This window comes from Mucilaginibacter celer (assembly GCF_003576455.2).
GTDB classification, from domain to species: Bacteria; Bacteroidota; Bacteroidia; order Sphingobacteriales; family Sphingobacteriaceae; genus Mucilaginibacter; species Mucilaginibacter celer.
In genome coordinates, this window is sequence record NZ_CP032869.1 from 6,033,337 (window position 1) to 6,046,119 (window position 12,783).

The window sequence follows — 12,783 nt, forward strand, 5'->3', positions numbered from 1 at the left end:
TTGAAGTTTAGCGACAGCGTAACTTCGACCTAAACTGTGTTAAGCTTTCAGCTTAACTTTACTACTTTCAAGTTAAGTTTTCCAGATTTGAATAGATATTGAATGTTGTGCTTCGGAAGCAGAATGCTTCCAACACTTTAGGACGAAGTTACGCTATCGCTAAACTTCGACCGGTATTGAAATAATTGCCACTCGGCTGGAGCCAAGCGGCGGCGGGTATGTAATAAAAAAAGTGGTTGAGCTTTGGCTCAACCACTTTTTTTATTATTCGAACTCCTCCTTTAGGGGGCCGGGGGGCGTCGCTTTATTTCTTCACCCAACCATCCTTCAACGTCACCGTACGGTTAAATACCAGCTTATCGGCGGTTGATGTTTTATCTACCGTAAAATAACCTTTGCGCATAAACTGCACTGGTTTGCCTAATTCGGCATTAACCAGGTCGGGCTCCATGTAAACGGTTGGTAATATTTGTAAACTGTTAGGGTTGATATAATCTTTAAAATCGCCATCCTCGTTTGATGGATCTTCTACCTGGAACAGGCGATCATACAACCTCACCTCGGCGGTTTTGGCGTGCTCGACACTTACCCAGTGAATGGTGCCTTTTACGTTGATACCGCTGGTGTCATTGCCCGATTTTGATTCGGGCAGGTAGCTGCAATGTATTTCGATGATATTGCCATCGGCGTCTTTAACAATACTTTCGCCTTTAATAATGTAGGCGTTTTTAAGGCGCACCATCATGCCGATACCCAAACGGAAGAATTTTTTAGGCGGATTTTCCATGAAATCCTCACGCTCTATCCATAATTCCCTGCCGAATGGAATATCCCTGCCGCCATCGCCACCTTCAACTTCGGGGTTGTTTTCGCCGTGCATTACTTCGGTTTCACCTTCAGGATAGTTATCCAGGATCAGTTTAACCGGATCAAGTACTGCCATGCGGCGCCAGGCTGTTTTGTTCAGATCCTCGCGGATACAAAACTCCAATAGGCCAACATCAATCATGTTTTCGCGTTTGGCTACGCCGATACGTTCGCAAAACTCGCGGATAGATGCCGGGGTATACCCACGACGGCGTAAACCGCTGATAGTAGGCATCCGCGGATCGTCCCAGCCGTCAACAAATTTCTCGGTAACCAATTGCAGCAGCTTGCGCTTGCTCATTACCGTATAGTTAAGGTTTAAGCGGGCAAACTCGTATTGTTTAGATGGAAAAATCTCCAGTTTTTCGATAAACCACTCGTACAGCGGGCGGTGAGGTACAAACTCCAGCGTACAGATAGAGTGCGTAATTTCTTCGATAGCGTCCGACTGGCCGTGGGCAAAATCATACATCGGGTAAATACACCATTTATCGCCTGTGCGGTGGTGATGCGCGTGTTTAATGCGGTACATCAATGGGTCGCGCAGGTGCATGTTTGGCGAGGCAAGGTCAACTTTGGCGCGTAGCACTTTGGCCCCATCAGGGTATTTGCCATCTTTCATATCGGCAAACAACTGCAGGTTTTCCTCAACCGAACGGCTGCGGTACTGGTTTGGCGTACCCGGTTCGGTAGGCGTACCTTTTTGCGCGGCAATTTCTTCGGCTGTGCTGTCATCAACATAAGCCAGACCGGCTTTAATCAGTTCTACCGCGAAGGCGTAAAGCTGGTCGAAGTAATCAGAAGCATAAAGTTCGTTGGCCCAATCAAAGCCAAGCCATTTTACATCTTCTTTAATGCTGTCAACATATTCAACATCCTCCTTAACGGGGTTGGTATCGTCAAAACGGAGGTTGGTAAGGCCGTTATATTTTTTTGCCAAACCAAAGTTAAGGCAAATGGACTTGGCGTGGCCAATATGCAGGTAACCATTTGGTTCGGGCGGGAAACGGGTAAGTACACGGTTGCCGTTTTTTCCGGTAGCCAAATCGTCTTCAACAATTTCCTCTATAAAGTTCAGTGATCTCTCTTCGCTCATAAAGGCAAAAGTAACAAAATTTTATACGGTGAGGCAAGGGATTAGGCTAAGAAGTATTGTGTTGTGGCGAAGAGTTTTAAGCTCGCCAAGGCGCGAAAACGCAAAAGTTTTCCTCCACCACGTCATTGCGAGGCACGAAGCAATCCCCAAGAAGCAGAGGAGCTATGCAAATTTGCCCTGTATAGTCTGGGATTGCTTCGTGCCTCGCAATGACGTTTCTTTTTAATCAGTTCAATATTATATACTCCCCAGCAATAACTCCGCCACCTCCTCGCCCACCAAGCTCCCCATAGCCACGCCCATGCCATTGCATCGCACCGCGCAAAAAATACCCGGTTGCACCTGTTTAACAATCGGCGAAATATCCTGCCCAAATCCCATGATGCCGCTCCACCAGTAATCAATCTCCGCGTTTTGGCCGGGCAAAATCACTTTATTTAAATAGGTAATCAGTTGGTTTTTCACCGCTTCGGTATGCCCGAAATCATAACTTTCTTCAGCCTTGTAATCAATGTTCCGGCCGCCGCCAAACAGCACCCGGCCATCAATATTGCGGAAGTAATAGTATCCCTGGTTAAAATGATAGGTACCCTGGAGCTTTAAACCGAAAATGGGTTTGGTAACCAGTACCTGCCCCCGGCCGGGCACCACATCAAGTTCGGGATAAAGCTGCCCGGCAAAAGCGTTGGTTGCCAGAATAACTTTCGATGATTTAAAGTTTCCCTGCGAGGTGCTTAGCAAAATATAATTGTCTTTTTGTTCGATAGCAGATATGCTGCAGTTATTCAACACCAATACACCCAACTCATATGCTTTATACAAAAGCGCGCGCATCATTTTGCCGGTATCTATCTGCCCTTCAAACGGGTTGTACATAATATGCTTCACCTTGCTAAAGCCAAATTCTGCAATTTTTTCATCAGCCACTGAATAAATGTCAGGTTTGCCTATAGCCTGATGCAGTAATTTATTCAGGTGATCTATCTGGTCTATACAAGCTTTTGCATGTTCCGATTCATGGTCCATAAAAAGCTCATGGCCGCCGTATTGATGATATCCAATATTGGCATCACCCAGATTTTTCCTTAAACGTTGGAGGCCTTGCCAGCGATAAGCAACCAAACGCATGGCTTCATCTTCGGATGAGCGTTTTATATTCTCAATTTGCTCCGAAACTGTACCAAAACATGCAAAACCGGCGTTTTTAGTACTGGCGCCCGATGGTAAAAAGCCACGCTCAAGCACCAAAACTTTTAATGATGGCTGCTGTTTTTTAAGGTGGAGGGCGGCGCTGAGGCCAACAAGCCCGCTGCCTATGATGATAACATCGGCGTTGTCAATAAATGAGGTGCGTTCCCAGTATGAAAATGAGGGTTTGGTCATGATCAAAAATAGCCATTACAGAAGGCAAAATTGCCTGAAACAGGTAGCATGATTGAACTTTTATTTAAATCGGAATAATTTTTGAACATGCTTTGTAACGTTTGTAGCGTTTCAACCTACTTAGTTTTAACTTATATTATATAAAAGATATATGAATCATCTTTCGTTAATTATGGGAAACATAGCGCCAAATTCGGCCTGGTTCCTCATGATCATTATTGCCCTGGTAAGCTTCGTTGTACAATGGAGGTTCAGGAGTAAATTTAAGCAGTATTCAGAAATCGGTTTATTATCCGGTTTATCGGGCCAGGAGGTGGCTGTAAAAATGCTGCGTGCTCATGGTATTTTTGATGTACAGGTAATCTGTGTTGATGGTCAGCTAACAGATCACTATAACCCCGAAACAAAAACGGTTAACCTAAGCACCGATGTATTTTACAGCCGAAGCATTGCCGCTGCCGCAGTAGCCGCCCACGAGTGCGGTCACGCTGTTCAGCATGCGCAGGCTTATAGCTGGCTGAGTTTTCGCTCGGCACTGGTGCCTGCAATTAACGTGGCTTCAACCATAACCCAGTGGACTTTGTTTATCGGCGTAATGCTGCTGGCCTTTTCAGGCAGCCCATATGTACTTGCTATAGGTGTAGTAGCCCTGGCATTGGTTACATTTTTTAGTTTTGTTACGCTGCCTGTAGAATTTGATGCCAGCCGCAGGGCCCTGGCCTGGTTAGATAATAACTATGCCGTGGTGCAAACCGGCCAGGAACATGAAATGGCTAAAGACGCCCTTTGGTGGGCCGCCATGACCTATGTGGTTGCCGCTATTAGCGCATTGGCTACTTTGGTTTATTATGCTTCGTTTTTGTTTAATGGTAGGAGGAATTAAGCGAGGCCCCCTAACCCCCTGAAGGGGGAACAATGGCGGATAAGTAAAAGGCCGAATGAATCTATCATTCGGCCTTTTACTTTATAACCCACCAATTGTATATTTTGAGATATGAGTTAATAAATGTAAGGATAATATATATTCTTATATTTAATACTTCTAAACGAATTGCAAGATAAATCGAGAACCAATCACAATCAAATATGTCAGACAAACAAAAACTCGTGTTAAGTTCAACTCATTTGGATTCACAGGGAATGATGATGACCAAGGAAGCGCTATTAAGTGGTCTATCTTACCTAAACGGAGATCGAATGGTCAAATTAGGTGTTGAACATATTAGGACATTTCCTCCAATGGGTGCAATAATTAATGGTGAAGTTACCCAAGGAAAAGATGAAGCGTATTACCTTATTGGTGAAGCCACGTACTTCGATAATAAAGAACAAGCTGTTCTTGACGACGGCTCTGTAATAATCAAAGAATCTTTTTTAGAAGGAGGTAAACCTTTTTGGGAAAGTAAAATAGAAGAAATTAATATTATTGAGATTAGCACAGATCCCGCAAACTTTGAAAGTTTTAATAACTTTAATGAATTTATAAATATTCTAAACGAAGGTGCAGAATTCGAGTTTGCGAGCTCAATGACAGGCAGAAAATCAGCCTTGCCGGATCCAGAGTTGATTATAAAACTAACGCAAACGATTGTATTGGCGCTGGGCATTGGTGCAACAAAGATACCTGAGAAAGTAGGCGAAGCTATTGGCGAGGATATTGTTAAGTTTTATAAATTTTTATCAAAAGCGGTTGTTGAAATAATCAAAAGAGCCGTTCCTGCTAATCGACCTAAAAATTTTGTAATCCAATACAACTATCTATCATATCTAATTGAGTTAATAGTTACTACGCATAAGCATGATGAGGTTTTAAATTCAGTTACAAAAGAAAAATTAAAAACAATTAAAGAAAAGATTGAGAGATTAAAAAACTTAAAGCCGGAAAAAATCCAATTTATTTTTAACGAGAATAAAGAATGGGAGTTTAATTATTTACTAACAGAAAAGGGCGAAGCCATAGGAAGTGAAAAGGCATTTAAAAACCGTGATGAGATGTATAAGAATTTATTGAAAAACAATTAAAGATTGGAGATAGATACAAAAGGCCGGTTTTTATTGAAAACCGGCCTTTTGTATTTTAATCATTACCGCTATTCCTCCCCCTTCAGGGCGCCGGGGAGCAACTAATTCAACCTATACGGCGCTATCAAATAAAATTCAGGGATTTGTACATTAAAATTGGCGTTATCCAGCATGCGTACCATGTGGTATTCGCCTTTCATGCTGCCCATATCTGTTTTCAGGTTGCAGCCCGATACGTACTCGTGGGTATGGCCCGGATCAATAATGGGTTGCTGGCCAACTACACCTTCTCCTTCCACCTCGCGTTTGGCTCCGTTCGAATCAAAAATGTACCAGTGGCGGCTCATCAGTCTGATGGCGTAGTTGGTCATGTTTTCGATGCTTACTTTGTAAGCAAACATAAAATGATCATTTGCCGGGTTTGAATATTCCGGCTGATATATGGTTTCGATGGAAACCTTAACACCTTCAGTTATAGTGGTAACCATGTGACAAGTATCGTTTATTTCAAATATAATGAATGGGAGCAAATATTACGCCAACTCAACGCTATATTTTTCCTCTATCTCGGCCAAAATCTGGTCTACCGCTTCCAGATCAGGGGCGGTAACAAACCTCATCCTGAACTCCTTGAAGTGGTCAATCCCCTTAAAATAGTTTGAATAATGCCTGCGCATCTCAAAAATGCCTGTTTTAGGGCCTTTCCACTCTATCGATTTGTATAAATGGGTCCGGCAGGCACCAACACGCTCGGCAATTGTGGGTTTATCCAGGTATTCGCCGGTTTTAAAGTAGTGCTTTATTTCGCGGAAGATCCATGGGTAACCGATGGCTGCGCGGCCTATCATCATGCCATCAACCTCGTATTCCATACGCCAGGCGGCAGCTTTTTCGGGCGAATCGATGTCGCCGTTGCCAAAAATGGGGATTTTAATCCGCGGGTTTTTCTTAATATCGCGAATCAAAGCCCAGTCGGCCACGCCTTTGTACATCTGCGCGCGGGTACGGCCGTGTATGGTTAATGCCTTTATACCTACATCCTGCAGGCGTTCGGCCACTTCGTAAACGTTTTTGGTATTATCATCCCAGCCAAGGCGGGTCTTAACAGTTACAGGTAAATGAGTTGCCTCAACCACCGCTTTGGTCATGGCTACCATTTTATCAATATCCTGTAACAGGCTTGCACCTGCACCACGGCAGGCTACCTGTTTTACGGGGCAGCCGTAGTTAATATCCATCAAATCCGGACCAGCCAGTGTGGCTATCTCGGTAGCCTCGCGCATGTGATCAATATCGCTGCCAAAGATCTGGATGCCGATAGGTCTTTCATATTCAAAAATGTCCAGCTTTTGGCGGCTTTTGGCCGCGTCGCGAATCAATCCCTCACTCGAAATAAACTCGGTGTACATCATATCCGCGCCATTTTGCTTACACACATAACGGAAGGGCGGATCGCTCACATCCTCCATCGGTGCCAGCAACAGCGGGAACTCCCCTAAATCAATATTTCCTATTTGTACAGACATCCTTATCTTTAGCCTGCAAAAATACGAATTTTACACCGAATGATAAAAGAACCATATCAACAGCCTCAGCCACAGGGAAGTCAAATAACACCGTTTTTACAGTTTATCATCCTCTCGGTGGGTACCGTAGCGCTTGTTTTTGTTTTATCGCTGATAGCTACCGGACTGATCTGGGTGTTTTTTGGCGAAAAAACCTTTACCGATGCCTTGAGTTTTAATACCCAAAACCCTAACATGGGCCGGGCGCTTTGGCTTTTACAGATAGTTGGCACTACCTTGCCGTTGTTTTTAGCACCATGGCTTTTCGCTAAGTTTATTATGAAAGATGCTCATAGTTATTTAAAGGCCGATGTTAAGTTTCAGCCCGTATTGCTCATTTTTATATTGGCCATTATGGTTTTTTCATCGCCGGTGATGGAAGTGTTGGTTAATGTTAATGAAAAACTGGTACTGCCCGATTCGATGAAAGCGCTGGAAAACCTGCTGCGGAGCATGGAAGAGCAGGCTCAGAAGGCCACCGAGGCCATGCTGCAAATGAAAACCGTTTGGGATATGCTTTTTGGTGTATTGGTGGTAGGTCTGTTAACTGCTATTGCCGAGGAGTTTTTATTTAGAGGGGTACTGCAAACCATCATGATCAGGCTTACCAAAAATCCGCATGCCGGAATTTGGATTACTGCCATCCTGTTCAGCGCTTTCCATATGGAGTTTTTTACCTTTTTGCCCCGTGTGGCGCTGGGTGTGTTTTTTGGCTACTTTGTGATGTGGAGCGGCAGCATCTGGCCGGGTGTTTGGGCGCATTTTTTAAACAATGCCACCCAGGTGGTGATCATGTACCTTTATCAGCAAAAAAAAATAAGCCTTAACCCCGATGATCAGCACGTATTTAATTACCAGAGCTATGCTTTAAGCCTGATAATTATATTAATTTTGCTTTTTATGTATCGTAATATAGCCAAAGGGAAAAGTTTGCTGCTGAGCTAAATGGAAAAAAACTGGGTTAAAATTTTTACTTCTACTAATTTTTACCAATCAGAAATTGTTAAGCAGATGCTTACCGGGCACCATATTGATACCGTTTTATTAAACAAGCAGGATTCATCGCACCGCAACTTTGGCGAAATTGAGGTTTACATTCACCAGGAGGATTTTAGCAGGGCTATCGAGATCATGATCCTCAATCAACTTAATATATGAAACAACGCGCCATAACCGGCTTATTTTTTATTATCGTAATGATTGGGTCTAATTTGTTAGGCCCTTATGTTTTTAGTGTATTTTACCTGTTGCTGAGCCTGTTTTGCCTGCTGGAGTTTTATAAACTGGTTAAGCAGGGCGGCCTTGAACCCGAGCGTTTTACGGGTGCCCTTGTGGGGATAATTACATTTTTGTTTTTCGCTGCCAACGGCTATTTCCCTGCTTATAAATATATTTTGCTGCTGCCTGTATTGCTCAGCTTTATCCCGATTGGCGAGTTGTATAAAAAATCGACAGTGCCTTTTACCAATATCGGCTTTACCTACCTGGGTCTGTTGATGGCCGTTGTGCCTTTTATATTTTTCCATGCCATGGCTTTTGCAAGGGGCGATGGTGTGTTCAACTTCCACGTACCGCTTGGTTTTTTAATTATGCTGTGGAGTAATGATACCGGGGCTTACCTGGTGGGCAGCAAATTTGGCCGTAATAAACTTTTTGAAAGGCATTCGCCAAAAAAATCGTGGGAGGGTTTTATCGGCGGTATCCTGATTTGCGCGTTGGCGGCTTATATATTAAGCCATTTTTATGTGGAGTATTCTGTTTTGCAGTGGATTATCATGTCGCTCATCATCTCCAACTTCGGTACCATGGGCGATCTGGTTGAATCCATGTTCAAGCGCAGCCTCAACGTAAAAGATTCGGGTGGCATCTTGCCCGGCCATGGAGGCCTGCTGGATAGGTTTGATGGTTTACTGATGGCAGCCCCAATTGTATACGCATACCTGTACTTAATTTCAAATTAGTAGTTTTGTATTAAAACTTATATATAATGACCATACATAAAGAAGGCTATACCTCGCTTGCAATTACTATCCTGTTCATTTTTGTACTGAACGCGGTGATCCAGTTTTATTTCCCAACCGCGCATACCTTAAAATGGATAGTGTATATTTTTTCGGGTGCTTTATTTTTGATCATCCTGCAGTTTTTCCGCAGCCCGTTTTTTGATATCGAAACGGCCGAAAACACTATTCTTTGCCCTGCCGATGGTAAAGTGGTTGTGATTGAAGAAACTGAAGAAACTGAGTTTTTGAAAGATAAACGCATTCAGCTATCGGTTTTCATGTCGCCGGTAAATGTGCATGTTAATCGTAACCCTATCGCGGGTGTGGTTAGCTATTTTAAATACCACAAAGGCAAATACCTGGTGGCCTGGCACCCCAAATCATCAACCGAAAATGAGCGTACAACCATCGCTATCGAAAACAGCAAAGGCGTAACTGTGCTGTTCAGGCAAATTGCCGGCGCGTTGGCCCGTCGTATAGTATGGTATGTAAAACAGGGCGATATTGTTGAGCAGGGCCAGCAGTTTGGTTTTATTAAGTTTGGATCGAGGGTGGATGTGTTTCTGCCTTTGGGTACTAAAATATTGGTGAATATTGGCGATGTGGTAAAAGGCGGTCGCACTATTTTGGCTGAACTGGTTGATCCGGAACCGGTGAAAGAAGCTCCTGTAAAACAAGCCGCTGTTACTACTCCCGAGCCTCCTGTAGCACCTGTTGAGCCTGCTGCCGTGATAGAGGAAACGCCTACTATGAACGCCGTTACCCCGGCCCCGTCATTGATTATCGATCATCCGGAAGAGGTTGCTGATGCAGAAACGCCAGCTGAAGAAGCTGAGCCTAAAAAAGTGGTTAGAAAAGCTGCTGCATCGAAAGCTAAGAAAGCTGGCAGTGATGAACCGAAATAAGAGAGTGCAGAATAATCAAATATTGCAATAACGCAAAAGAGCCGGTGGGGGATCCATCGGCTCTTTTACTTTATAAATCAATCTGCCGCGGGTTTAGCGATAGCGTAACTCGAAGCCCGAAAATCAAGCGGTTATAAGCATGTAGCTATAGGAATACTAATGGTAATTGTGCTAATAAACTAACATTGGCCGCTCATTTGCCGCGGGGGCTGTTACTTTTGGCTTGGCCCAAAAGTAACCAAAAACCCAAGACAGAAAAAAGCTTCAGCCCGCAGGCCATACTCCCGGCCCGCTTTTCTGTCGGGCCACCGCGCTTTTTGTATTCGATTCGATAATGTGTAGTTCCTTTTATTCAACTGCAAACTGAACTACTGCCCCACCATAAACACCGCGTTGCTAAACAGCAACTTGCCATTCTCCCAGAAACTGCGGAACAACGGATCATCAACCAGGTAAACTACCGAGCCGCGGCCCATAGGTTGTACGCCTAACAGCAAGCCGTTGTTGATTTTCTTTTTTGATTCGGAACCAACGAAGCCTGACACATAGCCATCTTTTTTTATGGTACCTACGTTCCAGCCATCTTCATCGCCAAACAGATCATAAATATCATCGTTCAGTTTTAGCGAGTAATAATACTCCGGTAAACCAAAGCCAAGCGGGTGGGTATTATCCAGTTTCAGCTTATAAATAGCACCCGGAATGGTTGAGCTGATGGCCGAGCGCTCACGGTCGCCATATAATTTAACCGGTTTATCTTTTTCCTTGTCTTTATCCTTATCGTCTTTTTTATCTTCTTTTCTTTTCAGCAGAATGCCTTTTTTATCAACCAGCAGGGATACTGCGTTTTCGATAGCGATCAGCTTACCGCCGTCGCGCACCCAGTTTTGCAGTTTTTCTGATGGAAAATCGTCATAACGTCCATCGGGGAAAATGGCTACGTCAAAATCGCCCAGTTTGGTACGGCCAAGGTCCTGGTATCTCACTAAAGTAACCGGGTATCCTATCTGCGCTTCAAACAAATGCCAAACTTCGCCCATAGCTTCCGAGTTAACGCCATCGCCGGCTACCAGCAATACTTTAGGCTGGCGGATCACCCTAACGGCATCCGATCCAAAATCTGATCCTTTATCAACAAAACCGGTTGATAGCGCTGTAATTTCCTGGTTAAGTGAGGCTGCGGTTTGGGTAACTACATTATCAAAATCAGGACTGTCATTTCCGGCCCGGGTAATAATCAGCGAGCCTGCGGTAAATTGCTTTCCACCCACCTCAAAAGCCTTCTCGGCATAACGCACCTTGATCTTCTTTTTTAACAGGGCAGCCAAAAACTTCACGTCATTAACCGATTGCCATGCCGATACATAAGCATAAGCATGTGTATTGGTTAAAGGCTTAGGATCAAGAACACCCCATTTAGCCGTGGCCGGTTTAAATGATTCCTTTACGCCATAAGCTTTCAGGCCATAAGCATAAGGTAATGACCATGCCGTAATATCATAGGTTGCGGAATCGGGAATAAAGGTTTTAGGTTCGAGCAGTACGTGCAACAATACGGCTTTGGGTTGATAGGCATTCACCACTAAATCATTTGCATCTACATTAAACTGCTCGGTTTTTTGAGAGATATAGTTAAAGCCGGTTACCGTTTTATTGGCCAGCCCAAAACCATATTGGATGCCGTTACGATCGAGCATTTTTGCCAGGGCGCTTACTTTGCCATTGTTATCATTTTTAATAACGTAGGTTTTGTATTCGCCCGGTGGGTTGCTGCGATTATTATCAAAAAACTTTTTATACTCTTCTAAAAGCTTTTGTGTGTTGAGGGATGCTATTTCTATCGTACTTAGGCTTGTTGAATGGTGATGAGCCACACGCTGCACCAAGGTTAATGTATCGCCCGCGCGGGTAACTACCGCCAGCCCGGCACTGATGCCGCCCTGCTCATAAGTCATCCCTATCGAGCCGTTGTACAGCGGGTAGGTATCACCGTAGGATGGATAAAGCAAATCAAACTCGTATTTGGTAAAATACATCCAGCCATTTTGGTCAAAATATTTGGCATTGTTTTTACCAATGGTTACCTGGAATTCGCGTTGCCATTTGGTGATATCTTTATGGTACGGTTCGGCTGCCGGGGCAAAGTAGTAAGGGGCGTTGTAACCCTGCTCGTGGTAATCAACATGTACCTGCGGTAACCATTGGTTGTACAGGCCTACACGTGCCTGGGTTTCTTTTTGTTGTTGCCAGGCCCAATCGCGGTTCAAATCAAAATAGTAATGGTTTACCCTGCCACCCGGCCATGGTTCAACGTGTTCGCGGGCGGTTGGCGATGGATCGGGGGAAATGCCGTGTACCGAGTTGTAAAAATTTACGTAACGGTCGCGCCCGTCGGGATTTAAACAAGGATCAATCACCACGAGCATGTTTTTTAACCAGGTTTTGGTGGTGGTGTTTGATGGATCAACCAGATCGTACAAAGTCCACATGGAGGCTTCGCTTGATGCCGGTTCGTTACCATGCACATTAAAGCTGAGCCAGGTTACTACGGGCATGGCGGTACTGCCTGTGCCGCTTTCAATGCCGGCCAGTTTCATATTGTTATGGCGGATCTCATCCAAACGACCAATGTTTTCGTCTGATGCGATGAACATAGCCAGCAGTGGCCTGCCCTCGTTGGTGGTACCAAACTGCTGTAGCTTAACATTTTTTGATACCGAAGCGATGTATTTATAATACTCAACAATACGGTAATGCGGCGTGAACTGCTCGCCCGGTTTATAACCCAAAAACTCCTGCGGAGACTGAATTTTTTGCGCGAAGCCCGTAAAGGCTGAAGCGACAGTTATGAAAACGAAAAGTAGTTTTTTTATCATATAGTTATATATGCAGATTGTAGCAGTAGCTAATCTAAAAATAAAATCCCGATGTATTTCGTAACC

Annotated in this window: 10 protein-coding genes and 1 pseudogene; 6 read left to right on the forward strand and 5 right to left on the reverse strand. The window is 44.2% G+C overall.

Annotated elements, in window-relative coordinates; all coding sequences use genetic code 11:
* Positions 1–304: 304 nt before the first annotated feature.
* Entirely contained in the window at positions 305–1,963 is a 1,659-nt protein-coding gene (locus tag HYN43_RS25060; protein WP_119406632.1) for a glutamine--tRNA ligase/YqeY domain fusion protein, read from the reverse strand.
* Between the two features lie 237 nt (positions 1,964–2,200).
* Positions 2,201–3,346 carry an NAD(P)/FAD-dependent oxidoreductase gene (locus HYN43_RS25065; protein WP_119406633.1) on the reverse strand — a complete coding sequence of 382 codons (1,146 nt, stop codon included), beginning with the start codon at positions 3,344–3,346 and terminating at the stop codon, positions 2,201–2,203.
* A 151-nt stretch (positions 3,347–3,497) separates the two neighbouring features.
* Between HYN43_RS25065 and HYN43_RS25070 the strand changes: the two genes are divergently transcribed.
* Together HYN43_RS25070 and HYN43_RS25075 are read left to right on the forward strand one after the other, a co-directional pair.
* A complete protein-coding gene (locus tag HYN43_RS25070) occupies positions 3,498–4,229 on the forward strand; it encodes a zinc metallopeptidase (RefSeq protein ID WP_119406634.1) in 732 nt (243 codons plus the stop codon).
* Positions 4,230–4,432: 203 nt separating this feature from the next.
* Positions 4,433–5,368 (forward strand): hypothetical protein, encoded by a 936-nt coding sequence (locus HYN43_RS25075; protein ID WP_119406635.1) that lies wholly within the window; start codon positions 4,433–4,435, stop codon positions 5,366–5,368.
* A gap of 101 nt (positions 5,369–5,469) precedes the next feature.
* Here HYN43_RS25075 and apaG read toward each other — a convergent pair whose 3' ends face one another.
* The gene (gene apaG / locus HYN43_RS25080; RefSeq protein WP_119406636.1) at positions 5,470–5,856 is read right to left on the reverse strand and encodes a Co2+/Mg2+ efflux protein ApaG; all 387 of its coding nucleotides are present in this window, start codon (positions 5,854–5,856) and stop codon (positions 5,470–5,472) included.
* Positions 5,857–5,901: 45 nt separating this feature from the next.
* Positions 5,902–6,894, reverse strand: coding sequence for a tRNA dihydrouridine synthase DusB (dusB, locus tag HYN43_RS25085; protein ID WP_119406637.1), 993 nt, complete (start codon positions 6,892–6,894; stop codon positions 5,902–5,904).
* A gap of 39 nt (positions 6,895–6,933) precedes the next feature.
* On the opposite strand from dusB, the gene HYN43_RS25090 reads away from it, so the two are divergent.
* The 4 genes and pseudogenes from HYN43_RS25090 to HYN43_RS25105 form a co-directional block, all read left to right on the forward strand.
* On the forward strand, positions 6,934–7,878 hold the full coding sequence (locus HYN43_RS25090) for a CPBP family intramembrane glutamic endopeptidase (protein WP_119406638.1): 945 nt from the start codon (positions 6,934–6,936) through the stop codon (positions 7,876–7,878).
* A complete protein-coding gene (locus HYN43_RS25095; RefSeq protein ID WP_119406639.1) occupies positions 7,879–8,091 on the forward strand; it encodes a putative signal transducing protein in 213 nt (70 codons plus the stop codon).
* Complete coding sequence (locus tag HYN43_RS25100; protein WP_119406640.1) at positions 8,088–8,894, forward strand: phosphatidate cytidylyltransferase; 807 nt, start codon at positions 8,088–8,090, stop codon at positions 8,892–8,894. Before HYN43_RS25095 ends, HYN43_RS25100 begins: the two co-directional genes overlap by 4 nt.
* A 26-nt stretch (positions 8,895–8,920) precedes the next feature.
* Positions 8,921–9,574 (forward strand): annotated as a pseudogene (locus tag HYN43_RS25105) (phosphatidylserine decarboxylase family protein); the annotation flags it as partial.
* Positions 9,575–10,209: 635 nt separating this feature from the next.
* Here the strand turns inward: HYN43_RS25105 and HYN43_RS25110 are convergent.
* Positions 10,210–12,717: a M14 metallopeptidase family protein gene (locus HYN43_RS25110; RefSeq protein ID WP_119406641.1), complete on the reverse strand. Its 2,508-nt coding sequence runs from the start codon at positions 12,715–12,717 to the stop codon at positions 10,210–10,212.
* Positions 12,718–12,783 lie beyond the last annotated feature (66 nt).